Raw genomic sequence first — 22266 nt, 5'->3', positions numbered from 1 at the left:
TCTTTATTCGATGGTTATTGGACTCACACCTCGACCGCACATTAGTCGATGAATTGGTCTGTCTTTACAAGCTTAGCCAACAAGGTCTGTAACTGCTTAGATTCGTCTTCACTCAACGCGCTCTGAAACTGCTCGCTGATGCTATCGACCATAGGCTCACAATAAGCAGCCATTTTCTTGCCCTGTTCCGTTAAAGAAAGAAGCTTTACCTTTTTGTTCGTTTCACTCTTGCTGGCTTCAATAAGCTCCAGTTTAATCGCGTTATCAACCAAACGCTTGGTCACAGAGCGATTGCGAAGCAAGTAATTGGTTAACTCTTGCTGAGTGATTTTGCCATGCTTGTCTAACACTCGAAGGGCACCAAACATCTCTAAAGAAATACCTGAAGTAGTGCCCATCTCAGCGGCGATTTGAGCTCGAAATTGCTTGTAAGCAAAGCCCATTAAGAACATAGGATTGCTGTCGAGAGCATCAATTCCGGTGATGGATAATGCTGGTTGATTTTCCATATATAATTCCTTGGCAGACCACTAATAATGCCAACACGATGGACATTAACTCTGCACGAAAGTAGGTATCTTGCAAACCAAGATCGGTTGCTGAAACATAGAGTTGCAATGGTAGCATAGTTCCTAACATCGCTTCAGTATGCATACCACGTACACCGCCACGACTGCCGCTAATCCAAATCGCTATCATGGTCACCAAGCTTGTGAGTCCAATGGTATACACCCAATTATAGGAATGTTGCCCCGCTAACAAGGTGACGAAGACCAGCGCTAACGCACAGCCACCAACGTGGGCTTGCAAACAGTTTTTCACCACCATTTGATAGTTCATGCGTTCACTTTGTGCAGCCGCAATGATCACAGGCATCATACAGAATGTCGCGGCGATCAAATCAACCATCATCAAGAATGCTAAACCCACACCGAGCATGACCACATATATCACTCGCTGCTGGTACGTCACTGGTACATTTTGCATTGGCGGCGGCGACATCGCTTTGGGCGGCTTCAAGAACAGCATCACAAATCTCACCACAACCATGGTCGTCACCATGCTGACTGCGATATCGCGAACCCAGTCAGTCATCGGCATTGGGCCATGTTGTGCAAACACAATCACCAAAAACCAGTTGAGCAATGGGATGTAGATTTTCCCAAGTTTGGCAGGCGTGTCGGCCCACCTTCTTGCTAAATCAAATACCCATAAACTGATCACCCAAACCACTGCCGGGTGTGAGGCACATAACTGATCGACAAGCAGAGCCACACAAGCGACACCCAAGATAGGGAGAAACGCTTTGAGCATACCTCGCACTGAGTAGTCATTAACCTTGGTCGCTGCCATCACAGGATAAAGGGCGAGATACGCCGCAACACCTAGCTGTAACCAAAGTTGAGCCAACATACCCAAAGACACGATAGCGCTGATCCAAGCTACTTCAGACCAGTTAATCGGGCCTCGAACTTCGTTATTCATAATCTGCCTCTTAGGTCGTGAATCGTTATTTCATCAATGGATGGTAAGTTAGTCGATGATTGAAAAGCACAGTTAAACTAGGTAACGAATGCGAGCCAATACTTCCATCCACGCACTTCCGATAACATCCCAAAATGTCGCTTCAGGCACCACCATCACGCTCACTTTAGAACCAGAGAACAATGAGTGATCAAGTGACGGCAGCGTTACTTGTGTACGCACTTTTTGTTGGTCTCGAATCCAGCGATCATCGTTCACGACTTTCGCTAGGCCATTGTTGTCGCTGCTTGCATCGTAGATAGCCAGTTCACGACCTTGAATATTCCCCTCAAACACCTCACCAGGCATTGCATCAAACACCAAACGAACGGTTGTTCCCGCGGTAAGATTTGCACTGCCTTTTTCGTTGAAGTCTGCGTTAATCCAAGCATGCTGGCGGTCAACCAAAAACAAAACGGGGCTGCCAGCGCCTACATAGGTTCCAGAGTTAAGGTTGAGGTTGCTGATTACGCCATCAACAGGCGCGACGATTGTCGTTTTATCCAAATCCAATTGCGCCAATTCAACGCGAGTTCGTGCAACAGCCAAGGCACCGTTGTCACTGCTTTTCGCAAGCTCAGCTTTTATCTGTTCAATATCGGCTTGCGCAGCTTCGACGGCTTGCTGTCTTACAATCGTATCCGCTCGGCTGTCGTCTAACGTTTCTTGGCTAACAAGCTTTCTCGAAATCAATTGCTGATTACGCTTCAACTTTCTCTCGGCATTTACAGCTTCATGTTGGCGCTGACGTAACGTCGCTTCTGCGCCATGCAAGTGCTGCTTGTTTGCTTCATAGCTTTGTTCTGCTTCAACCAAAGCCGCTTGAGCCTGAGTTAACGCCAATTCAAAACGAGTGGGATCTAAGCGAACTAGCAAGTCCCCTTTCTTGACATCCTGACCATTCTTAACAGCCAACTCCACCACTGGCGCCGACACTTCTGCAGCAATACGGCTGGTTGGAATGTGCAACTGAGCTTGAGTTGTGAACGGCGCAAGGTTGTCACTCGCCACCAAGAAGAGAGCAAACAAGGCACTGGTGCCAAGTGTTAGATAGAGCATCCATTGATACGCTTTATTAGCCATAATGTTTCACCTACAACAAAGTAATGCGCTCAGTATATTTTATTTTGTTTCAGATGCAACATAAATTAAAGAGGAGGATCTTAAAGATCTTGTGAGAAGTACAGCAAGCTACTGTTTATGAAAGATATAAATAGAAATTTAGATAAGAAAAAAGTCGTGTACCCTTTAGGAATACACGACTCTTGATAGTATTTGAGATTACAAAGCTTTGTTCTTTTGCCTCAATGCGATAGCCAAAACTTAAGCTTTTGCCAATTTAATACGATGCCATAACCTTCCATCGATGGCTGACAAGCCAATGGCGATCAACAACATTCCAACAAAGTGAATCACTTCTAACGACTCATTGAGGAACAGCGAACCAAGCAAGATGGCGGAAACAGGCACTAACAAGGTCACAAGTAACACATTGGTTGCCCCTGCCGTCTCGAGAATTTTAAAATAAAGAACATAAGCGACCGCTGTCGATAAAACGGCAAGTCCAACGATAGCCGCCCATGTGTCTACGCTCATTGCCACAACATCAAGTGGATCATCCACCATTAATGCGACGGGGGTTAATACAATCGTTGATGCAGTCACTTGCCCTGCCGCCGTAATAATTGGATTGATGCCCATGACTTTGAATCGACGTCCATACACTCCTGCAAAAGCGTATGACAAAGCAGCCGCGATGATCGCCAACTGAGCGATTGAGCTACCACCGCCGCTCAAAGCAGGTAGGCCTATCATCACAACCACTCCAACAAAACCAATACCAACACCCGCAAGCTTTAACGGTGTGACACGCTCATCAGGCAAGAGCATTCCTGCCACCAAAACCGCGAAGATCGGTGTCGCGGCGTTGAGGATCGATGCTAGCCCGGATGCAATTTGAGTTTGCCCCCACACGATAAGCGCGAACGGAACAACATTGTTGAGTAAGCCCATTCCTAAAAAAGCTCCCCAAACACGGAGCTCCTGAGGTGGGCGAAGCCCTATCATCAAAGCAATAATCCACAAAGTGATGGCAGCAATTCCCACTCTGAGTGCAACTATGGTTAACGGAGGAAGATCAGTAACCACAATACCAACGAAGAAGAATGATCCTCCCCACAACATGGAAAGAAGAATCAGCATTGCCCACACTCGGGCATTCATTGAGATATTAATAGTCGATGTCATGGTTCAGTTCACTCTCTAATAATTGGTATGTGATAAATCTTAGCGACCCACAGAAATACAAAACATCCGAATTTTGCGTTATATCTATTTTGTTCAATCCAAGATCGATTAAACCTCAAGTGCTTATAATAAAAATTAGTCAGCAAGAAACGGATGGAACCTGCACCGAACATACGGTTAGATAATGGTAGACCAGTAATTAAGTAGAGATTAAACGATGCCAATGCCAACAGAGCTCGAAATGAGAAAAGCGATCGCCACCCGAGACCAGTCTTTCGACGGGCAATTCTTCTATGGCGTTATCACAACAGGTGTGTATTGTTTGCCATCGTGTTCGGCTAGGCCTGCCAAACCTGAGAACTTGAGGTTCTTTGAAAGCATAGAAATGGCGATGTTAGCAGGCTTTAGGCCATGCAAACGCTGCGACCCTTCTCTAGGAAACTCTCGAGTAGAAAAATTGGTTGAGGTTGCACGACACATTGAAGCTCATGCTGATGAAAAACTCACACTTTCTAGCTTAAGTGAAATTACAGAGCTGTCTCCTTCTCGATTACAAAGGCTGTTCAAAGAGGCATTTGGGGTGTCACCCAAAGCGTATCAAGATACCGTTCGAATGCGTCACTTTAAGAGTTCTCTAAAACAGGGGGACGGCGTAACTGATGCCATCTACGCTTCTGGTTTTGGCTCAATCAGTCGTGTTTATGGAGAAGCCACGCGCAACATCGGTATGGCGCCAAAAGCGTATCGTTCTGGAGGTGCAGGCGAAGCGATCAATTACGCATGTCGCCAAACTTCACTCGGTTTCATGATGATGGCCGCGACCGATAAAGGCGTCTGCTTCGTGCAATTTGGGGATAATGAACAAAGACTATTAGAGCAATTAAGTAGTGAATTCCCGAAGGCTGAGTTAACGGTTTCAGCTTCACAAGATACACCCGCGTTGGATTACTGGATAGAAGCACTCGACCAACACATCAGCCAAGGTGCCCCAAGACCTGATTTGCCACTCGATATTCGAGGCACCGCATTTCAAATTAAGGTCTGGCAATTTTTACTGAGTATTAAAGAAGGCGATATTGTTAGCTACAGTGAAGTGGCCGATGAGATCGACAAGCCAAAAGCCGTTCGCGCCGTAGCATCTGCTTGTGGTAAGAATCGAATTGGTGTGCTAATTCCTTGCCATCGTGTGCTAAGAAGTAACGGTGAACTAGGCGGCTATCGCTGGGGATTAGAACGTAAACGCGCGTTATTAGATAAAGAACGATTGGTACCAACCAAATAAGGGCTAGAATCGCAGATGAATAGACTTGAAGACGTTATTTAAAAACTACAATTCAAAAGCTTCAGATAGCAAAAAGCCGCTCATTAAGAGCGGCTTTTTATATGGGTGGAAGCCCCAGCCCCGTCCACTTTTTTACTCCAACCGTTATACCATAACGCATTGAAACAAAAGGTAATGGTTAAAATAGACTAATTAGTACCAGTGTTTAGTACCAGTCAAAAGTTACGTCCAAAGTAGCGTACAATGACACCGAACTCAAGCGCCTTGCCCCAAACTGTGCAGACATCCACCAGCACCAAACTCAGATAAAAGTAGTAAACTTACATCCAAACATTGCACTGACCAATTAAAAATCTTATGACTATAATGAAAACAACAGAACGTTGTAAAAACCATAACAAACAACATGTACCAGCTAGAATTAGATTTAATAGGTGGAGAAAATCACAAAGAAGTGCCATTGCAACAAATAGCGATGGAAAGGGATAGTGCTGAGGGTGAAGCGACGGAAGAAGGAAAGGCACCAATCCAACTTGAACTTGATTTACAAGTTACCTAACGATAAAAAGCCCCTAAATAAGGGGCTTTCATCTACTTGAGTTTGAGTGCTGTTAATCTAAGAAATTTCGTTACGTCAATCATAGCTCGCTCCACCAACTCTAGCTTCATTTCCCCCCTATCGAGGACAACCTGTTCAGCCTCATTTGTAATATCCAGATAAGCAGCCACTACCGCCTGTTCAATGTATCGTTCTAGCTGCGGCTTGGTAATAGCAGAAAGATCAACTAAGTTTTCCCGCTTACACTGCTTCGTTATAAATGTTCTGACTTCTTTCTTCAGGTCATACTGACCGACTCCCCAATCCAATCGTTCTTCAAATGTGCTCATGACGTTTATTCAAACTATAGGAATAAAGAGATTGGCTTGGCAAGGGAGGTTTGGAGGGGAACCCACCAACAAGGAGGTAAATTTATGCGGAGCAACCAATTTGCCTATCTTGAATCAGCTCATCCAAAGCGAATTTGTTTTCATTAATATAAATTATTAAGCTCGTAATAAACCTATGAAAACATTCGTTGTAATTGCCAAGCCAGTGCAAGGTGGATCTGCTGCTATTGTAGCTAGAGAAAAATACTTGAAGAGTGAATCGCACCCGAATCACAGCAACACCGAAACAATATTTGATGTAGTTGGAAATGAGGCAACTTCCAAGAGAATCATCGTCAATGGGGAACAATATAAGCTGAATAGAATGCTAAGTAACAATCGTAGAGGGCGACAGGTTAGTTCTTTTGCAATGGAATTCTGCCTTACTCTACCAAAACCTTACCGACCAACTCGTGAGCAATGGCGCTTGGTTATCAAAGATTGTTGCAAAGCTCTAGCAGATCACCTTCAACTGATTGGTAGTGATAGACAGGAGTTCTTTTCATTAGTTCGAGGCGTGTGTCATCAGCAAAATCAGGAAGGTAAAGGAACTGGCGATCACTGTCATCTTATTGTATCAAAGATTGTTGCTGGAAAGGTGCTCCGAGAACTTCAAAGAAAAGGCTCTACTGCCCTGCTTAAACAAGCCTTTACAACCGCTGTAACAACACATGTTGGTATCTCAATAATAGATTACAAACCACATGAGCTGCATAGAGGTAAACGGTTGGAAAAATGGCAATATGAATCTCGCAAGTTTGAAAAGGCTCAAGAACAAAGAGACCTTGTTATCAAGAAGCTAGAAAAACAGATTGAAAGGTGGGAACTAGCTTTGGAGAACAGTGACATTAAACAACTGCGTCGCCAAAGAAATCGTATCGAAAAAACACTTTCAGAGCTAGATGGAGAGCTTGAAAACTCTGAGCTATCTTCTCGAATAAACGGCATTTTTAAGTGATAACGCATAACTTTAAGAATACCATTTATTGTTTAAGGTCGTGAGAAGCCATCTAATGAATAGGCAGATCGCTGGATTGTATGATTCTGTACCACCAAAATAGTAACAACCTGAAGCCTTCCAGTAAGAAAACAGGCAATTTACCACCTAGCTAGCGTTAGTAATTGTCTACCGCTATAGCTTCTATTGTTTATCAACTTTCGTTCTATATAATAAGCGGCATTCCAAAAATAATTAGGCTAGGCACATGAATTTTAGCAAGTTAAACCTCAACAGAAGTTTAGTTCAGGGCGTTATTGCTGAACAAGTCAGTACAATCGACTCCATCGATGAAAAAGGAAGAAATGAGGTTCATTATAGAGCAACACTGAATAGTGGTGAGCCTATATTATTAATTTTCTACTACAATATAGATGCTACGACATCAATTTCTCCTAGAGGTGAACATCAGGATAAGGCACGTGATATTGCTGAGATAGTGGTAAAAAGCTGCTTGTATAGTGATAAAAGTAACATTTCGTTATTTTTACCGCTTGAATCGGGTGACTACGACACCGTCATAGACTATCTACAATCGGAGTGTGGAGCTGTTGAAATAGAGAAAAAAGACATTCCCGGAGGGAGCCAATTGAAACTTGCTGGTCCTTCTGGAGATCAGTTAGTTTTTAAATATTTTACAAAGAGATCTAACTTTCAAGTACAAGGTAAGCCTTTATCTCTTTATGAAGATTTGATTTCCATGCTTTGTGAGTTGCTACCGTATGAAGCGTTTGTTTCATCACAATTGAAGCAGATTAACGTTGATATTGAACCTGAGGTGGTAAAGGGAGAGCTTGAAAGCCGTCTTCCTCATTCATACAGCTACCTCAGCGAAAAGATTCGAGCAATCATTAGTCCGGCGCTTTCCCTCAATAAGCTGGATATAGAGTTGGATGACTATACTCCATTAGCAATGCCCGTACTGAGGGGGCTTGAAGGTTATTTGAAACAAATGTTAGCGAATAAAGGGTATCCAATAGAAAGAAATTTTGGCTCTGTTATTGATGGTAGTGGTGAATGTCCCTGTGTACAAGATACGGTTAAAACTGCAATAAACTGCTCAAATACTGTTCTGGCAGTAGAAAAATGCTATGCTTATTGGGCAAGCCAAAGGCACGGTCTGTTTCATATTGACTCTACGGTTGATACATCGAGGGTTCTGGACCGTCAAGAAGCAACTGACATTATTGAACATACCCTTGAACTAATTGAAAGTACATACGCAGCGATACCAAGTTAGATTATGAAGAAACACTATAAACTCATAGAATCAAGAGACAACGAATATACATACATAAGTATGTCTATGGATTTCTCTCGTCTTGATGAATACAAAGCTCATTTAGAGTCCGAACTTAAGTCTTTGAGACATAAAGGTTCTGTGATTTTTGACCTATTGCTTTGTAATGGCTTTAAGAAAGAGCGCTTTTACTCAGCTTACTTTGATGGTTCAAAAATTATTGACTCTACTTTCACACGTCAAGAAAACTTGCACCCAGAAATTTTAAAGCATTGTTCGGATTTTTACCAAAAAAATCATGAGCTTGTAGTAAGAAACCAAATACTAACTAAGCCACAAAAATTTATGCTGAAACGAGGTGTTGTTAGAGTTCATGCAACTTAGCAAAATTACCAACCGTTTAAATAATCAATATACTTTGTTCTAACCTTAAAGAAACAGTTTGGTACTGTGGTAGTAACTCGTTTTAATCACAATTCGAGTTACGATGACGCCATATAGAAAATGTTTATGATGATTTCAACACATACTGCTTCTTGACACGCTGCACTGTCGACGCAGATACACCTGATAAGCTTGCTGTTACACGGATAGAGTTACCATTATTCAACAGGGCAAGTATCTCTTCATGCTTGCCCTTCATCTTCCCTGAGTTAGGTCTGCGCCCTTGAAATGCCTCATCCCAATCACCAGAGGCACGTAATGCCCTTCTTCCAGCTTCTGCGGATGCAAGGCGGGTCTCTCTCTCTGCTGCCGCCATAGCTGTGATCATCGTAATTTGCACCTTAGTAATCATGTCAACCATAGTGTCGCCAGTATAGGCAAACGTACGAGTTTGATTAATGGTTTTAATTGTGACACCACGGTTTAATAAGGCTCGTATTACGCTCTCTGCATCCTCATAGTCACGACCAATTCGATCGACCCACCAGACAATGAGGGTGTCACCTTTTCGAAGCCCAAGAATAGGGTCAATTAATCTTGATAAGACAGCTCTCTCAGCAGCTGGAACTGTCCCACTTATACCATGTTCCTCAGCCATGATTAGAGCGTCAGGGAACTGTTTTTTAATGTCATATTCTTGCGAAGCAATTTGTTGATCTTTAGTGGAAACTCTTAAGTAGGCGATTACTGTCATAGTGTATTCTTTTAGTTTGTGTAATCACGGTAAGATATTCAAAACCAGATTACCAACTAAAAGAACACATCGTTAGCCACCACTATGATGCTGGTGGCTGTAGTTATTTAATACTAATCAAAAGACCACAGAAAGAACCTTGAAATTAAAACTCAAGCCCATGGCTTCACTTGATTAAGAGCATCACCGTAGCTCACTTTATCAATCTCTTCTTTAAGCGCCTCCACACCGAACTTAACGCCATAGGTATCATTAGTCACATCCCCATTTAGGTGTCCGACTAACTGTCTATGGATAGGCTCAATGCCGCCATTTTTAGCGTAAAAGTCAATGAATGTATGACGGAAACTATAGAAAGATTGAGACTTATCTGATAAGTCCATTTTTTCAGAGAAGTGGCGACGGAACCAAGTTTCTACTTTTCCATAAAATTTAGAAGACTTAGTGAATGTTAACTCGGGGAAAAGCTGCCCGTCACCGTCCAAAGATTTGAGATAATCTTCAAATCCCAAGGCTAATAACTGCTTATGCACGGGGATAATTCGTTTAGCAGAACGATTTTTTAGACTTTGGTTATTATTAGTGACGTTTAATACGAAACATAGAACTCCCTCAATAATCTCAACGTTTTGAATGAGTAACTGACAACACTCATTTGGTCTCATAGAAGAGAACAAACAAATCAGTGGCACCCAATACTGATGATCAAACCTACCGATTTGCGCCTTACTTAAGCCTAACTTGCCAAGAACAAAGAGGTCATGTGAAAAAATTTCATTCAGATCAATAATCGCAAATGGTAGTTTTCTTTCCTTGTCGCTCTTGGTAGCATTTTTCTCTATACCTGTAGCAAGTGATTCAAATGGGTTCTTTGATAACTCAGTGTGCTTATTAGCCCATTCATACATCCCTGAACATTTACTAATATAATTCGCTACTGTCCCCACAGCGATCGTTGGTCTTTGATAAACCTTATTTATCTCAATTGCCTCACTGGCGGTTAAATCTAAAAAATACTTTGCATTTCTTGGATTTTTACGATCTTTAGGCAAGGCAAGTAAATCATCTATGACGAAATGAACATCATCACGTGTAACATCTAGAAGGTTAGTTTTACCTATTAGTTCATGAATCGTTCTAACAAAAGCCTGTGTATCTTCAATGGTCGATTCTCCAGTACCATTAAGTCGCTTATCTTTTACAAGACTTTCAAGTGTGGCTTCCATATCAACCACTTTCAAATCAGGAGCCTCAACCTCCCTTAAACCAACAACAGCCTCTTTCAAATTGACAAGATCTTGAGTCATGATACTAATTTGATTTTCGTAAGTTGATTCAGCCGAATCAATAACAAGAGCTTCTTGGTTGTAGTAAGGTTCACCCTGTTCAGCAACATGCCCCTCATCTCTATCACAGAAGTAATCGCTAGCAACGATTATTTGATTCACTTCATAATGGAACATCCATTCATAATCCCTCACATCCTCTAAAACCATTTGTGCGGCAAAAAAGTCCAATACATCAAGATGAGATTGAAACTCTTGAACGTATTTACACAACGTAATCGCTATATTACGAATATCTTCGAAGTGATACTCTCTGTCAGGGTTCTTCTTGTAGGGAAGACGCTCTAGATACTGGTCAGCCACCTTTAACGGTGTTGTATTTCGATTCCATAGCGATTCGATAATTCCTATTGAATCAATCCACTCTCCACTGTCACCAACTCTTAAGTCTATCCGAGTTTTTTGTGATCTCAGCAGCTGTGGCTGTAAATACAACTGATTGAGGCATTGCGTCAACATCTGAACAACTTTCTTCTTCTCACCATCAAAGAAATTCCAAACATGTCGCTCTTCGATCTGACAAAAGCGTGGGAGAGTAAGAGAATTAATTTTGCCCTTTGAGGTAATACATTGTTCCAACATTTATAATTCCTGCCATAAAACCTGCTCAATTCTGATGACTTAATTTAACAAGGTTTTGATTGGCAGTGTGGAGAACCTTAAAAAAGACTTTTTCACATCAAACTTAAAGCGCTATCCATGGAGTGATTTTTTCAAAAAGCCCTCTAAATTCGACTCGGTCAACTTCCGCTTTAAGCGCCAGCGCATCAAATTTACTACCATAAACATCATTGGTAATGTCCCCATTAAGATGCCCTACCAATTGTCTATGGATAGGCTGTATACCACCGTTCTTTGCATAAAAGTCGATGAAGGTATGACGGAAACTGTAAAACGACTTAGCTTGCTTCGTCAGCGCCATTTTTTCGGTAAATTGACGACGGAACCAACTATCAACCTTGCCGTAGAACTTAGCCCTCTCAGTGTATGTAAGCTCAGGGAAAAGCCACTCTTCAGTCTTAACCAAATTCAAATACTGCTGAAAACCCAGTGCAATAAGTTGTTTGTGAACGGGAATAGTCCGTTTGGCTGTTTTGTTCTTCAGGCTTTGTGAGGAATGTTCATTTGACAAAACAAAGCACAAAACGCCATCAATAGTTTGAACATCGACATTTCGCAATTGACAGCATTCATTTGGGCGCATAGAAGACAATAGACAAATGAGTGGAACCCAGTACTGGTAATTCAGCTTATGCCGACTTCGAGGCTTAGAACCTAACTTACCAAGAGTAAATACTTCATGTGAAAAGATATCTTTCAAATCCACTAATGAGAAAGGCTTTTTGCGGTCTTTTTCATCTCTAGTGTCGTTATTTTTAATCGAAGTCGATAAATCTGCGAATGGATTTTTAGGTAGTTCCAAGTGCCTACACGCCCAGCTATATAAGCTGGAGCACCTTTGTATGTATCTAGCTGCTGTTACATCAATGATTGTAGGTAATCCAAGCTCTTTATTTCTTTCAATGGCTTCAAGTACCGTCATTCCACCAAAGTATTTTTTGTTTCTTGGGTTATTCAGGTCTTTAGGAAGGGAACGCAACAGCTCAATGGCATCCATCACATCATCTCGGGATACCTCCATAAGATTTGTAGTGCCAATAAGGGCATGTACTAATCTCACGTTTGAAGCTACGTCTTTAATACTCGACTCACCAACATTTTTGGCACGCTTTTCCTTTGCATAGCTCGCTATAACATCTTCTAACTCAATGCTTGGCTTTTTGACCTCTTCATAAGTAAATCCTTTTAGATCACCTGTAGAGCTCTTCGATTCTTGTAATCTAGATTTAGTAGTAACAGACACTAAGACAGGTTCGCCATTGATCTGTGTGGAGTCAAATTGATTTTTGGGATCAGCAATCTTTTGCCTAAGTTCAAGCTCTAGCTTCAGCGCAAGTAAAGCAGCACGCTGATAATCTCTTGTGTGCAAGGATCTTTTAAATTCAGTTCGATTATAGAATTGAGCTTGAAATGCTTTAGGTATTTGATAGCGAAAGTACCAAATTCCAGATGGTTTTCTAGTGAGATAGCGCATGTTTAGTACCACTGTTTAGTACCAATTTGCTTTCATTGTTATAGCTAGGGGAGTAATTACTTGATAAGTAAAGATAAAGCAGTAGAAGGGTGGAAGCCCCAGCCACATCCCGGCACACACGTCGCCTGCTGCGGCTGCTCCCTTCCAGGCCTGACCGAGTTCACAAGTTAGTGTTGCGGGAGGACCAGAGCCTCCATAGATTCTTTTTCTAAGAGGCTTGCCTCAAAGAGTGATTGGATTATTAAGCATCGCAGCAACCATTGCAAGCACAAAGCGACTCTTTTTAAACAAATGTGGTTCAAGTGATTACCCTTTACCCAACACACAGTAAAACTGTCGGATAAAGCATCACCTTTGTCTTTGTTTCATAACACATTGATTCAAGCTGCAAGTACTAGCTCTTCTCAAGAAGAGCGAACCATTACCGAATCACAACTAGAGATCGGCGTCTTCGTTCTCTTCCGTTCGAATGATGTAGTCTGTCATCCATGCGGTACCCAACAAGCATAACCACACCACAAACACAGGGCTTGGTACTTCAATGCTTGGCGTTATCACCAGAGCAGCAAAGCCAACCGTGGGCAGAGTCCAACACAGGAGCTTGTTCCAACGGAAAGTTTTCAATCGATTGAGTGTTTCCATCGATGCCATAATGCCCGTGACACACAAGGCCACCAAAGCCGCATAAGGTAAGTCGGCTATCCATAATGGCAATATTAAGCCCAATGACCACCAGCTGTGTCGACTCGCAGGTTTCAGGTGATTCGCGGCCCACCAAATCACTATGATAGATAACGTCTGCAGTGTGGTAATCCAAGGTGCGCCATCAAGCTTTCCTGCCGATTGCGTGACCATAATCCCAACCTGTAAGGTGGTGACAATCAAACCTGAAATAATCACGACGGACAAACTGCTGCGTCTTGAGAAAACAACCATAAGCAGTGGGAATAGCACCCATGCACTGACCGAAAGCGTGATTGGCTGTAAAGGAAGGGTTAAACCGTAAGTCGTCATGGCAGCAAGCAAAGCTAAACCTGCGATACCACCCTGCGGCAGAATCCATAATGCAGGAATGACCATAGCAAGCACTGGGATGTCCCCTTCACTTAAACTGATTGCTCTAGCGCAAACAACGGCTAATAATGTTGTAATTAGAAATTGAAATGTCGAAAAAACCATAGCTCTCTCCTTCTACCGATCCGTGGTATTAATGAACTAGGAACAATTAGTATGGACCAATTTTTGAGCCAAATCTTTGCTGTGATTCACCAAATTCCATATGGGAAAGTAACAACTTATGGAGACATAGCACGTTTTTCAGGATTTCCGGGCTATGCGCGACATGTAGGAAAAGCGCTGGGGAATTTACCAGAAGGAAGCAAACTGCCTTGGTATCGTGTGATCAACAGTAAAGGCGAGATCTCTTTGAAGGGTGATTCGTTTGATCGCCAGAAGAAACATCTGGTTGAAGAAGGGATTGAAGTGAGTGACGCAGGAAAGGTCAAGCTCAGAATATACAAATGGCAGCCCTAGAGCTGCCATATATCGAAAGACGTTAATTAAGATGCCTTAACTGTGGCATCTATTTTAATTAACGAACACCAACCAAGCGTAGGTCTACTTGTTGTGTATTTTCTACATCAGTAATTACTGACTTAATCGTGTCCGTTGTGAAACGTAGTTTGCCGTCAACATGAATCGATGCGCGCATGTTGTAACGGTGGTTAGGTTGAATTTTGTTGTTGTCGTAGCTCAGCTCGAATGCGAACGGTACTTGCTTACCGTCAGTGGTGAATTCTTGAGTTGCGATAACAGTCGATGGTGCGTCAGCCAGTGAAATATCTTCTAGCGTTACGGTAACCACTGCATTCTCTGGCAATGCAATTCTTTCGCGATAGCTTACTGTTCCTGAAATCACTTGAGTGTTCTCTGCAGCCACTTCCTGAGAAGCGTTCGTTTCTGATGTTGCTTGGCAGCCAACAAGTAGGCCAAACGATACTAAAGACGTAATAAGAATTAGAGCCTTTTTCATATTCAATTTCTCTCAACATGTTTGCCGGACTGGCAAATCTACCCGCTAATTATAAGAGAGCTTTCATATTCTGTCTTGAAACCCTATGATTTATTGACAGATATCTGACTAATCTTAATGATTAACACCATAATCTGACATCCATTTTACGAAGAGGAATGCTGGCGATGAGTCAACCTTTACAAGAATTACTAAGTTTACTTCAGCTAGAGAAACTGGAAGAAGGTTTATTCCGTGGGCAAAGTGAGAACCTTGGCCTGCCACAAGTTTACGGCGGTCAGGTATTGGGACAAGCGCTTTCGGCTGCTCGTTACACTGTTCAAGATGACCGTAGTGTTCACTCGTTCCACAGTTATTTTCTGTTTCCCGGCGATCCTGAAAAGCCAATTATTTACGATGTTGAGAACCTAAGAGATGGACGCAGCTTCAGCACACGCCGTGTTAAAGCGATTCAAAATGGCCGCCCTATTTTCTATCTCACGGCTTCTTACCATGGTGATGCACCAGGTTTTGAACACCAAAATGAAATGCCAAACATCCCTGGGCCAGAGAACTTTGCTTCTGAAACTGAGCTAGCAAGTCACATTGCGGAGTTCCTGCCAGAGAAGCTACGTAAGACCTTCTGTGGTGAAAAGCCGATTGAGATGCGCCCTGTTACGGTTGTTAACCCACTGAAGCCTAAAAAGACCGAAGCAAAGCAGTATCTTTGGGTGAGAGCGAATGGTGCGCTGCCAGATAACCAACTTATTCACCAATACCTGCTTGCTTATGCATCGGATTGGGGATTCTTGGTGACGGCGCTTCACCCTCATGAAGTGTCTATCATGACACCCAACTTCCAAGTTGCGACGATTGACCACTCGATCTGGTTCCACCGTCCGTTCAAAATGGATGAGTGGTTGCTTTATGCGATTGAAAGCCCGACAGCAGCCAACACTCGTGGCCTAGTGCGCGGCGAGATCTATAACCAGAAAGGTGAGCTAGTAGCGACTGCCGTTCAAGAAGGTGTGATGCGCTTTACTAAGTAAGTCATTCAACTCGCACACCAAACAATAAGGGGCTAGGTATCATACCTAGCCCCTTTTTTCTAACATCAACGGAGAACCATTGTTCAAGAATCAATAGTTCTATTCAGTTTCTAGCGTCGGCTCGAATTCACTTTGAACTCGCGTTTTAATACCGTCTCCCGCATCTCTAAGCAGGTTGAATGGTGACAGCACTACCCCTTTCACAGCACCTTCGGCAGCGCCCTGAGCGAGTGCTTTACTCTTATCTGCTAGTAGGTTTGCTTGATCCAAGATACCCGGCACTTCTGCTCTCAGCATTTCAGATTCAGCCACAACAACAGGGATAGTTTGTTCGCGGTAAGATTTACTTTCCGCAAGCATTGGTGGCATCACATCGACACGGTAACGTTTCAATTCGGTCAGTGCTGGTGGGATAACCTCGGTTCTTACCTGCTCGACTTCGGTACGAACGTTTTTCACTTCATCCAAAATCGCGGGAATTTTGCCATCAACAGACGAAACGGTTTGGTTAACTTGATCGATGGTTTTTCTCACTTCATCAACCGTGTCTAGCACCTGAGGAGCCAATTCACTGACATGCTCAGCAAACGCTAACATCTCTTCGACTTTTAACCCTTTGGTGAGGCCTGATAAATCCTCGATAACTTGTGGGTAAGTATCGACGATTTCACCGACTTTATTGGTGAACGAGTAGATGGTGTAGCCCAAATAAAAAATGGAGACAGCTAACACCAATTGGATAGCGGTAGAAACTTTTGCAAACATGAATAATCCTTTTCTTTATCGCAGAGGCGATGCCTAGACTGAGACAAGATGTAGCGTAGTGCTAAAGTTAACTATAGTGGTAATGCAGTTGTGTACTTCAATGGTTCCATAGCAAACGTTGAGGTCACATTAGAAATCCCATCAATGCTGTTAACTAAGCGTTTATAGAAGTCATCAAAGCACTTCATGTCTTTAACCTGCACCTTCATCATATAATCATACTCACCGGCCATGCGATAAAACTCCATCACTTCTGGAAAATCCGACACAGTATTCACAAAGCGCCCATACCACTCATGAGAATGATCACTGGTTTTCACCAATACGAACGCAGTAAAAGAAAGATCTAACTTCTCAGGATTCAGCAACGCCACCCTTTTTTCGATGATGCCGTTCTCTTCAAGACGCTTGAGTCGCTTCCAGCAGGGCGTTGTCGTGAGGTTAACGGCTTCAGAAATATCGTTCAGTGACAGCGTGCTGTCTTCCTGTAACAACCCTAATATTTTTTTATCTACGGCATCTATCACACTTTCACCAAATCGCATTTAAATAGAATAATTTTCTACATTTTAGTCAAAACAAAGCAAATATGGCAAAGTTTTTCTCTCCAGTTCTAGCTAAATTATAACCATACCAATTACAAGAAATTCCTACACAAGATCAGGAGAACGCTTATGTGCACTGACCATCAATGGATTAACAACGCGATTCGTAAAATTGAAGCCGACTACCAACGCTCAGCGGATACGCACCTTATCAAACTAGACCTTCCAAGCATCGAAGGCATTGATATCTACCTTAAAGATGAAAGCACACACCCAACTGGCTCTTTGAAGCACCGTTTGGCGCGTTCTCTGTTCTTATACGCTATCTGTAACGGTTGGGTTGGCCCAGAAACCACGATCATTGAATCGTCATCTGGTAGCACGGCTGTGTCTGAAGCGTACTTTGCTCGCCTACTTGGTCTTCCATTTATTGCGGTCATGCCGAAATGCACAGCGAAGAAAAAGATTGAACAGATTGAATTCTACGGCGGCCAAGCACACCTTGTTGATCGTTCAGATGAAATTTACGACGAGTCTCGCCGCTTAGCGACGGAACTTAATGGCCACTACATGGACCAATTTACTTACGCTGAACGTGCAACCGACTGGCGTGGTAACAACAACATCGCGAACTCGATTTTCAATCAAATGCAGATGGAAGATCACCCAGTTCCAACTTGGGTAGTAATGAGCCCAGGTACGGGTGGTACTTCAGCAACGATCGGCCGTTTCATTCGTTACCAACAGCATGAGACTAAGCTTTGTGTTGTCGACCCTGAGAACTCAGTATTCCATGAGTACTTCAAAACAGGCAATACGAACGTGAAAGGCAACACATTCAGCAAGATCGAAGGCATTGGTCGCCCACGAGCAGAACCAAGCTTCATTCCTGGTGTGGTTGACGAAATGCGTAAAATTCCAGACGCAGCAAGCATCGCTACGACACATTGGTTGTCAGACATTCTTGGTCGCAAGGTTGGCGCATCTACGGGTACCAACATGTACGGTGTGCTTCAACTGGCAAGCGAGATGAAAGCATGCGGTGAGAAAGGCTCTATCGTGACTTTGCTTTGTGATAGCGGCGAGCGTTACCTAGACACTTACTTCAATGACGAGTGGGTGAACAACAACATTGGTGACCTACAACCTTACGCAGCGAAGTTGGAAGCTTTCTCTCAAACGGGTGAACTGGCTTAAGTTCATTAACTAACAAGTTTACAATAACAAAAAGGACGAAGTTAACTTCGTCCTTTTTCTTTATAACAAGCCCCTATTAAGAAACTTATTAATCGCTATTACTGTGTTATTTTTGTCACTACAGACAAAGATGCATTATCACTATAAGTATCTACAAACAAAAACCCTTCCAGTTTAACTTTACCTTTTGTGTTAAACAGAGTTTCAAACGCATTATCAATATATTTATCTAATGAACAACATGACACTAGAAAGTTATCTGTTTGCACTAAAAAGCTACACCCCGGATAAGAAATATCATCGACAGGTTGAATATTCTTTTTAGTCAGGCTACTTTTCACAATAAAACCCGTCACGCCAAATTGATTCATATTAATATCCTGAAAGTTTGATTATTAATCGTAAATATTAGAAATAATAGGCGAACAATAAAGTTCACTTTAACAATGGATGATTATGAGCTCACTTCAAATGCTTCTGATAACGCCTCTACAGAGGTTTCAGAGACAAACTCACCATCAACAAAGTACTTAACGTTTGCACCTTCCTTCACGCCGGTTACCGTTGAAGAAGTGCCGTCAACATAAGTCACTTCCATCTCAATAGTATTTTCGTCAATGGTTCTTATGTGGCTGTCTTCAATGTTGTGGTACGTCAGAGGATCAATCGGTGCATCACGCAGTGAAGGATCAAGATCTCCATTAATATCAATCATTGTCTCGACTTTACTATCAAAGATATGCGGAGTGCCGTCGAAAGGGTTTGACCCCGTCCAGAACTCGATTGAGTTAACAACGAAGTAATCTGCCAATGTTGTAAAGCCATAAACGGGTACCAATAAGAAGTTAACACCGCCACGTGCATAGCGGTTATCAACAACCTTTATGTTGAATTCCATTAACTTTTTAGTCGTGAAATTGCTACCGACACAACCGCTAAGAATTGGGACAAGTAACAGGATACCCGCAAGCTTGATTGAGCTCTTTTTACTGAAGATTTTCATTTCATCTACCTACAACTTAGAAATAGTAACCGAATTCGATACCAACAGAGGTATCGTCAAATTCATACATAGTTACGGATGCATTCACATCAACATTGCCGTTAGTCCAACCCAGAGCATTTTCAAACACAGTGTCGACATCAGAATCCAAGAAGTAAGTAAAATCACCGCGGTAATACATGTTACCAAATGGCACCAAAACGCCCGCTTCTAGGTCAAAACCGTCGCTCACATCACCCGTTGAATAGTTGGCGCCCACGTTCCATGCACCAAAGCCAGCATCAGCGACGTAGTTACCACCGACGGTAAGATTGTCGTAGTCTCCAGAGATATTCCACTCACCATCAATAACAATGTTATTTGAAATATTGTATTGGCCAGATAGTGTAATGACATCTTCTCTATCATAATGGTCATTTAATTTATCATTACCAAAGTCAATATCAAGAGTATCGTAGCTTAAACCGATGCTAGCTTTATCATTAATACCGTAGGTAGCTTCAACGCCTATTATATTCACGTCATATCGATCAAACTCTTGTGTATCGTATCCAGCTTTAATACTACTCTGAACATTTCTGATATCTTGATTGTGATAATTATTTTCAGCTTGTACCTCTTGTTCTACATTTTCTGCATTCGTTGTATCGTTTGCAGATACTACACTAGAAAAAGAAATAACAAATAAAGAAGATAATGTTAAAAATTGTGTTTTCATGATATTCCAATGGTTAAATTTCAATGCCAAAATGGCAGCGTTAAAATTAGGCTATTAAATTAGCCGTTGTTTTTAGGTAATAAAAAGCCACGCCATAATTTTAAAAACATGGATTTTTATTAATGTGAATTAATTAGATGTTAATTATCGATATAAATCGTAAGGCGATAGATTATTTTTCTACCGCACCGCCGAGAGTTTTACCCAATCGAAAGTTGATGACCTTATGAGAAATTGCATTGTCCTGATAATGGAGTTCAGACATGTCGACAATATTATTGTAAGCAACCGTCACTTGACCGTTTTCTTCAGTCACTAATACTTTTTGGCCAAAAGCATCCAATCCAATACTTGGGAAATCGGTCATTGCTTTTGCACCTGGCGCTGGCCCACCAAAAACGAGCAGGGTCGCATTAGGTAGTGACTCACCAATCGCTTCTGCTCTAGCCTTAAAATCCCAGTTCATAAACCAAACCGTGTCACCTTGAGCAAGAACATCTCGTTTAATATTGTTCAGTGTCGTTTCAAAATCATACTCTGATACTAATGTTTCAATGCCGTAGTTCTTTGTTAAGCCTTCGCTCTGAACTGGTGCAATGTTATCTAGCCCATTAGTTAGCGATGCCGTTTTTTCTGCGTACTGCTCAAGGGCTTCGTTATCCATTATTCCGTATCGCTTTTGAATAAACTGAGCATCGGTATAAATTACTTTTTGCTCGCCATTTTCAACATAATTCAAAACACGAAATGGTAAATCGAGCCCTACTTGTAAACTGTCTTTGAGCAACTGAATATTCAGCTGGTCGTCGGTATAAAAGTCCACTCGACTTGGTGCTAAATATTCACTTGCCTGTTCAGCTAATCGAGAATGGTCGATAGTTAACACTTTATCTAACCCGTTATCTTCAGCGTTTCGATCAACAATGAGCACACTATCATCAACGGCATTTAGTTGAGATTGATGAGCGTTCTGATCAACGGTCGTTTCGCAACCTAGAATGGGCAGAACAAACAAAGCAATTAAAGACAGTTTTTTCATAGATAACCTCTCTAGAGTTTGAAAATGATTGAAGGCAAACGAAACAATCAAATCTATTGAATATTATGTTCGGAAACAAAGTCTTCAAGGACCGAGTGAGCGCGCTTTAGGTCACCATCATTCAAATGGACTAAGTACCCATACAGCGCTTTTTCATGCTCAACCATATAAGTCATTTCTTTTTCATAACCGACTGGGCTGGATGCTTGAATATCCTTGAGCTGATGAACAAATCGCTCTGCGCTGCCCTCTAAATATCTCGCCCCTAAATATGGCATCACTTTCAAAGACAACGTCACTGTTTTAGCAAAAAACTTATCTTTACAATGAATAGTGCTATCAACGCCATGTTGTTTGCGGACAGGGTTCATCACAATGGTATTGTGTTGCTCCATTTTACTGAGCAAGTCCAAGCTGTTTGCTGTCATACTGCCTGGCGGGTTATGTTTGAGTTCAGAAAATACCTGTTTACCTAAGTTTCGAAATACCAACTCATACTTAAGTCCCTTCGCAAACTCTCTGTACTCAGCTTTCTCAATTCTCGTCATCATATTTTCTCCACTCATAGCAACGAACGATGGCAAAGTTAACACCATTATCATGAGGAACTTGCCCCACTTTAGTTGGCTGTTATAGCAAATCATCAACAGGGGTCTCGCCTAGCCAGATATTCCTTAAAGCAACACTCTGTTTTGAAGATGCTTTAGCCTGATACACAACGTCATTGTTATATTGAATCTGCATCGTTTCCCCTCTGTAGATAATGGCAATCACATCGCCTTTAATCAGCGGCATGGATAGGCTATCCACTAGTTTTTGAATATTTGAGTCTTTCATATTGATGCCTGGGTTTGACTCTTCCAGCGCCTCAATCGTGGCTGTTGTGACTTTTCCTTGTGTTAACTTCTCAGGCGTAAACGTCAATAGAAGTGCGCTATCACCTTCTTTGCTTTTCAAGTGTCTAATATCGTAATAGTCGACAAACCATAATGTGCGAGTATTTTCTGCGACCATTCGATAATCATCGTATACCCACGAATCAAATTGCGCATGCGAAGACTCGGCTTTTAGCTCATGACTGAACGCTTCCCCGGCCATCACAAGAGTCATCAACAAAAATGTTACTTTGTATCTCATTGGTAT

Annotated in this window: 26 protein-coding genes and 1 other RNA gene; 8 read left to right on the top strand and 19 right to left on the bottom strand. The window is 42.2% G+C overall.

The window, feature by feature from the left end; all coding sequences use genetic code 11:
• Positions 1–41 precede the first annotated feature (41 nt).
• From FLM53_RS12805 to FLM53_RS12790, 4 genes are all read right to left on the bottom strand, one after another.
• Entirely contained in the window at positions 42–509 is a 468-nt protein-coding gene (locus FLM53_RS12805) for a MarR family winged helix-turn-helix transcriptional regulator (protein ID WP_176681730.1), read from the bottom strand.
• Positions 472–1485, bottom strand: coding sequence for a DUF2955 domain-containing protein (locus FLM53_RS12800; RefSeq protein WP_176681731.1), 1014 nt, complete (start codon positions 1483–1485; stop codon positions 472–474). The genes FLM53_RS12805 and FLM53_RS12800 overlap by 38 nt, the downstream gene beginning before the upstream one ends.
• A gap of 72 nt (positions 1486–1557) precedes the next feature.
• Complete coding sequence (locus FLM53_RS12795; protein WP_176681732.1) at positions 1558–2607, bottom strand: HlyD family secretion protein; 1050 nt, start codon at positions 2605–2607, stop codon at positions 1558–1560.
• Between the two features lie 240 nt (positions 2608–2847).
• Positions 2848–3771 carry a DMT family transporter gene (locus FLM53_RS12790; RefSeq protein ID WP_176681733.1) on the bottom strand — a complete coding sequence of 308 codons (924 nt, stop codon included), beginning with the start codon at positions 3769–3771 and terminating at the stop codon, positions 2848–2850.
• A 241-nt stretch (positions 3772–4012) separates the two neighbouring features.
• Here FLM53_RS12790 and FLM53_RS12785 point away from each other — a divergent pair, with 241 nt between their 5' ends.
• Together FLM53_RS12785 and FLM53_RS12780 are read left to right on the top strand one after the other, a co-directional pair.
• Positions 4013–5053 carry a bifunctional transcriptional activator/DNA repair enzyme AdaA gene (locus FLM53_RS12785; RefSeq protein ID WP_256099374.1) on the top strand — a complete coding sequence of 347 codons (1041 nt, stop codon included), beginning with the start codon at positions 4013–4015 and terminating at the stop codon, positions 5051–5053.
• Positions 5054–5459: 406 nt separating this feature from the next.
• Positions 5460–5612 carry a hypothetical protein gene (locus tag FLM53_RS12780; protein ID WP_176681735.1) on the top strand — a complete coding sequence of 51 codons (153 nt, stop codon included), beginning with the start codon at positions 5460–5462 and terminating at the stop codon, positions 5610–5612.
• Between the two features lie 32 nt (positions 5613–5644).
• On the opposite strand, the gene FLM53_RS12775 is transcribed toward FLM53_RS12780, so the two are convergent.
• On the bottom strand, positions 5645–5941 hold the full coding sequence (locus FLM53_RS12775; RefSeq protein ID WP_176681736.1) for a hypothetical protein: 297 nt from the start codon (positions 5939–5941) through the stop codon (positions 5645–5647).
• 175 nt (positions 5942–6116) lie between these two features.
• Between FLM53_RS12775 and FLM53_RS12770 the strand changes: the two genes are divergently transcribed.
• The 3 genes from FLM53_RS12770 (at position 6117) to FLM53_RS12760 (ending at position 8601) form a co-directional block, all read left to right on the top strand.
• A complete protein-coding gene (locus FLM53_RS12770; RefSeq protein WP_176681737.1) occupies positions 6117–6938 on the top strand; it encodes a hypothetical protein in 822 nt (273 codons plus the stop codon).
• A 247-nt stretch (positions 6939–7185) separates the two neighbouring features.
• A complete protein-coding gene (locus tag FLM53_RS12765) occupies positions 7186–8217 on the top strand; it encodes a type II toxin-antitoxin system RnlA family toxin (RefSeq protein WP_176681738.1) in 1032 nt (343 codons plus the stop codon).
• A 3-nt stretch (positions 8218–8220) separates the two neighbouring features.
• Positions 8221–8601: a type II toxin-antitoxin system RnlB family antitoxin gene (locus tag FLM53_RS12760; protein WP_306293724.1), complete on the top strand. Its 381-nt coding sequence runs from the start codon at positions 8221–8223 to the stop codon at positions 8599–8601.
• A 124-nt stretch (positions 8602–8725) separates the two neighbouring features.
• Here FLM53_RS12760 and FLM53_RS12755 read toward each other — a convergent pair whose 3' ends face one another.
• From FLM53_RS12755 to FLM53_RS12735, 5 genes are all read right to left on the bottom strand, one after another.
• The gene (locus tag FLM53_RS12755; RefSeq protein ID WP_176681740.1) at positions 8726–9355 is read right to left on the bottom strand and encodes a recombinase family protein; all 630 of its coding nucleotides are present in this window, start codon (positions 9353–9355) and stop codon (positions 8726–8728) included.
• 152 nt (positions 9356–9507) lie between these two features.
• Positions 9508–11283, bottom strand: a complete 1776-nt coding sequence (locus FLM53_RS12750) for a site-specific integrase (RefSeq protein ID WP_176681741.1) — start codon at positions 11281–11283, stop codon at positions 9508–9510.
• Positions 11284–11386: 103 nt separating this feature from the next.
• Positions 11387–12796: a site-specific integrase gene (locus FLM53_RS12745; RefSeq protein ID WP_176681742.1), complete on the bottom strand. Its 1410-nt coding sequence runs from the start codon at positions 12794–12796 to the stop codon at positions 11387–11389.
• Positions 12797–12889: 93 nt separating this feature from the next.
• Positions 12890–12986, bottom strand: an RNA gene (gene ffs, locus FLM53_RS12740) — signal recognition particle sRNA small type.
• Positions 12987–13231: 245 nt separating this feature from the next.
• Positions 13232–13975, bottom strand: coding sequence for a hypothetical protein (locus FLM53_RS12735; protein WP_017631047.1), 744 nt, complete (start codon positions 13973–13975; stop codon positions 13232–13234).
• A gap of 51 nt (positions 13976–14026) precedes the next feature.
• Between FLM53_RS12735 and FLM53_RS12730 the strand changes: the two genes are divergently transcribed.
• Positions 14027–14329 carry an MGMT family protein gene (locus FLM53_RS12730; protein WP_017631048.1) on the top strand — a complete coding sequence of 101 codons (303 nt, stop codon included), beginning with the start codon at positions 14027–14029 and terminating at the stop codon, positions 14327–14329.
• 58 nt (positions 14330–14387) lie between these two features.
• Here FLM53_RS12730 and FLM53_RS12725 read toward each other — a convergent pair whose 3' ends face one another.
• On the bottom strand, positions 14388–14828 hold the full coding sequence (locus FLM53_RS12725; RefSeq protein ID WP_176681743.1) for a YbaY family lipoprotein: 441 nt from the start codon (positions 14826–14828) through the stop codon (positions 14388–14390).
• 167 nt (positions 14829–14995) lie between these two features.
• On the opposite strand from FLM53_RS12725, the gene tesB reads away from it, so the two are divergent.
• On the top strand, positions 14996–15856 hold the full coding sequence (tesB, locus tag FLM53_RS12720; RefSeq protein WP_026084268.1) for an acyl-CoA thioesterase II: 861 nt from the start codon (positions 14996–14998) through the stop codon (positions 15854–15856).
• 99 nt (positions 15857–15955) lie between these two features.
• Here the strand turns inward: tesB and FLM53_RS12715 are convergent, their stop codons facing one another.
• Both FLM53_RS12715 and FLM53_RS12710 read right to left on the bottom strand, forming a co-directional pair.
• A complete protein-coding gene (locus FLM53_RS12715; RefSeq protein WP_176681744.1) occupies positions 15956–16621 on the bottom strand; it encodes a hypothetical protein in 666 nt (221 codons plus the stop codon).
• 71 nt (positions 16622–16692) lie between these two features.
• Positions 16693–17166 (bottom strand): Lrp/AsnC family transcriptional regulator, encoded by a 474-nt coding sequence (locus FLM53_RS12710; protein ID WP_017631052.1) that lies wholly within the window; start codon positions 17164–17166, stop codon positions 16693–16695.
• A 129-nt stretch (positions 17167–17295) separates the two neighbouring features.
• Between FLM53_RS12710 and FLM53_RS12705 the strand changes: the two genes are divergently transcribed.
• Positions 17296–18363 (top strand): PLP-dependent cysteine synthase family protein, encoded by a 1068-nt coding sequence (locus tag FLM53_RS12705; protein ID WP_176681745.1) that lies wholly within the window; start codon positions 17296–17298, stop codon positions 18361–18363.
• A gap of 98 nt (positions 18364–18461) precedes the next feature.
• Here FLM53_RS12705 and FLM53_RS12700 read toward each other — a convergent pair whose 3' ends face one another.
• The 6 genes from FLM53_RS12700 to FLM53_RS12675 form a co-directional block, all read right to left on the bottom strand.
• Positions 18462–18734 carry a hypothetical protein gene (locus FLM53_RS12700; RefSeq protein WP_048609268.1) on the bottom strand — a complete coding sequence of 91 codons (273 nt, stop codon included), beginning with the start codon at positions 18732–18734 and terminating at the stop codon, positions 18462–18464.
• An 83-nt stretch (positions 18735–18817) separates the two neighbouring features.
• The gene (locus FLM53_RS12695; protein WP_176681746.1) at positions 18818–19366 is read right to left on the bottom strand and encodes a DUF3332 family protein; all 549 of its coding nucleotides are present in this window, start codon (positions 19364–19366) and stop codon (positions 18818–18820) included.
• Between the two features lie 16 nt (positions 19367–19382).
• Positions 19383–20084 (bottom strand): hypothetical protein, encoded by a 702-nt coding sequence (locus FLM53_RS12690; protein WP_176681747.1) that lies wholly within the window; start codon positions 20082–20084, stop codon positions 19383–19385.
• 172 nt (positions 20085–20256) lie between these two features.
• Positions 20257–21123 carry a DUF302 domain-containing protein gene (locus FLM53_RS12685; protein WP_176681748.1) on the bottom strand — a complete coding sequence of 289 codons (867 nt, stop codon included), beginning with the start codon at positions 21121–21123 and terminating at the stop codon, positions 20257–20259.
• A 53-nt stretch (positions 21124–21176) separates the two neighbouring features.
• The gene (locus tag FLM53_RS12680; protein WP_239847142.1) at positions 21177–21674 is read right to left on the bottom strand and encodes a hypothetical protein; all 498 of its coding nucleotides are present in this window, start codon (positions 21672–21674) and stop codon (positions 21177–21179) included.
• Positions 21675–21753: 79 nt separating this feature from the next.
• Entirely contained in the window at positions 21754–22260 is a 507-nt protein-coding gene (locus FLM53_RS12675) for a chalcone isomerase family protein (protein WP_176681750.1), read from the bottom strand.
• Positions 22261–22266: the final 6 nt, after the last annotated feature.

The organism is Vibrio sp. Scap24, assembly GCF_013394185.1.
Lineage (GTDB): Bacteria > Pseudomonadota > Gammaproteobacteria > Enterobacterales > Vibrionaceae > Vibrio > Vibrio pomeroyi.
Note: the sequence above shows the minus strand (reverse complement) of the source record. Positions and strands in the feature narration are given on the sequence as shown.

Excerpts from the sequence above, each read along its gene's own strand:
- FLM53_RS12805 (WP_176681730.1), bottom strand. The coding sequence starts at position 509 with ATGGAAAATCAACCAGCATTATCCATCACCGGAATTGATGCTCTCGAC.
- FLM53_RS12800 (WP_176681731.1), bottom strand. The coding sequence starts at position 1,485 with ATGAATAACGAAGTTCGAGGCCCGATTAACTGGTCTGAAGTAGCTTGG.
- FLM53_RS12795 (WP_176681732.1), bottom strand. The coding sequence starts at position 2,607 with ATGGCTAATAAAGCGTATCAATGGATGCTCTATCTAACACTTGGCACC.
- FLM53_RS12790 (WP_176681733.1), bottom strand. The coding sequence starts at position 3,771 with ATGACATCGACTATTAATATCTCAATGAATGCCCGAGTGTGGGCAATG.
- FLM53_RS12785 (WP_256099374.1), top strand. The coding sequence starts at position 4,013 with ATGAGAAAAGCGATCGCCACCCGAGACCAGTCTTTCGACGGGCAATTC.
- FLM53_RS12780 (WP_176681735.1), top strand. The coding sequence starts at position 5,460 with ATGTACCAGCTAGAATTAGATTTAATAGGTGGAGAAAATCACAAAGAA.
- FLM53_RS12775 (WP_176681736.1), bottom strand. The coding sequence starts at position 5,941 with ATGAGCACATTTGAAGAACGATTGGATTGGGGAGTCGGTCAGTATGAC.
- FLM53_RS12770 (WP_176681737.1), top strand. The coding sequence starts at position 6,117 with ATGAAAACATTCGTTGTAATTGCCAAGCCAGTGCAAGGTGGATCTGCT.
- FLM53_RS12765 (WP_176681738.1), top strand. The coding sequence starts at position 7,186 with ATGAATTTTAGCAAGTTAAACCTCAACAGAAGTTTAGTTCAGGGCGTT.
- FLM53_RS12760 (WP_306293724.1), top strand. The coding sequence starts at position 8,221 with ATGAAGAAACACTATAAACTCATAGAATCAAGAGACAACGAATATACA.
- FLM53_RS12755 (WP_176681740.1), bottom strand. The coding sequence starts at position 9,355 with ATGACAGTAATCGCCTACTTAAGAGTTTCCACTAAAGATCAACAAATT.
- FLM53_RS12750 (WP_176681741.1), bottom strand. The coding sequence starts at position 11,283 with ATGTTGGAACAATGTATTACCTCAAAGGGCAAAATTAATTCTCTTACT.
- FLM53_RS12745 (WP_176681742.1), bottom strand. The coding sequence starts at position 12,796 with ATGCGCTATCTCACTAGAAAACCATCTGGAATTTGGTACTTTCGCTAT.
- FLM53_RS12735 (WP_017631047.1), bottom strand. The coding sequence starts at position 13,975 with ATGGTTTTTTCGACATTTCAATTTCTAATTACAACATTATTAGCCGTT.
- FLM53_RS12730 (WP_017631048.1), top strand. The coding sequence starts at position 14,027 with ATGGACCAATTTTTGAGCCAAATCTTTGCTGTGATTCACCAAATTCCA.
- FLM53_RS12725 (WP_176681743.1), bottom strand. The coding sequence starts at position 14,828 with ATGAAAAAGGCTCTAATTCTTATTACGTCTTTAGTATCGTTTGGCCTA.
- tesB (WP_026084268.1), top strand. The coding sequence starts at position 14,996 with ATGAGTCAACCTTTACAAGAATTACTAAGTTTACTTCAGCTAGAGAAA.
- FLM53_RS12715 (WP_176681744.1), bottom strand. The coding sequence starts at position 16,621 with ATGTTTGCAAAAGTTTCTACCGCTATCCAATTGGTGTTAGCTGTCTCC.
- FLM53_RS12710 (WP_017631052.1), bottom strand. The coding sequence starts at position 17,166 with ATGCGATTTGGTGAAAGTGTGATAGATGCCGTAGATAAAAAAATATTA.
- FLM53_RS12705 (WP_176681745.1), top strand. The coding sequence starts at position 17,296 with ATGTGCACTGACCATCAATGGATTAACAACGCGATTCGTAAAATTGAA.
- FLM53_RS12700 (WP_048609268.1), bottom strand. The coding sequence starts at position 18,734 with ATGAATCAATTTGGCGTGACGGGTTTTATTGTGAAAAGTAGCCTGACT.
- FLM53_RS12695 (WP_176681746.1), bottom strand. The coding sequence starts at position 19,366 with ATGAAAATCTTCAGTAAAAAGAGCTCAATCAAGCTTGCGGGTATCCTG.
- FLM53_RS12690 (WP_176681747.1), bottom strand. The coding sequence starts at position 20,084 with ATGAAAACACAATTTTTAACATTATCTTCTTTATTTGTTATTTCTTTT.
- FLM53_RS12685 (WP_176681748.1), bottom strand. The coding sequence starts at position 21,123 with ATGAAAAAACTGTCTTTAATTGCTTTGTTTGTTCTGCCCATTCTAGGT.
- FLM53_RS12680 (WP_239847142.1), bottom strand. The coding sequence starts at position 21,674 with ATGATGACGAGAATTGAGAAAGCTGAGTACAGAGAGTTTGCGAAGGGA.
- FLM53_RS12675 (WP_176681750.1), bottom strand. The coding sequence starts at position 22,260 with ATGAGATACAAAGTAACATTTTTGTTGATGACTCTTGTGATGGCCGGG.